This window comes from Scandinavium hiltneri (genome assembly GCF_024764835.1).
Classification (GTDB): Bacteria; Pseudomonadota; Gammaproteobacteria; order Enterobacterales; family Enterobacteriaceae; genus Scandinavium; species Scandinavium hiltneri.
In genome coordinates, this window is the sequence record NZ_JALIGE010000005.1 from 1 (window position 1) to 255 (window position 255).

Annotated in this window: 1 protein-coding gene; it reads right to left on the bottom strand. The window is 55.7% G+C overall.

Annotated elements, in window-relative coordinates; all coding sequences use genetic code 11:
* Positions 1-255, bottom strand: a 255-nt coding sequence (locus MUU47_RS00020) for a DDE-type integrase/transposase/recombinase (protein ID WP_374684729.1), incomplete at both ends; no start/stop codon positions are given.

Below are 255 nucleotides of genomic sequence, written 5' to 3' on the forward strand. Positions count from 1 at the left end.
TCCTCGCGAACAGATCGAGAACAACTGCAAGGTATGCCCAGCGCTTACCTGTCCAGATATACGTCACGTCACCGCACCACACTTGATTTGGCTCTGTCACTGCGAACTGCCGCTCAAGGTGATTCGGAATCGCGACGTGTTCATGGCCGCCACGTTTATATCGATGAGTAGGCTGCTGGCAACTGACCAGCCCCAGCTCTTTCATCAGTCTGCCAGCAAGCCAGCGTCCCATCCGATAGCCTCTCTGGGTTGCCA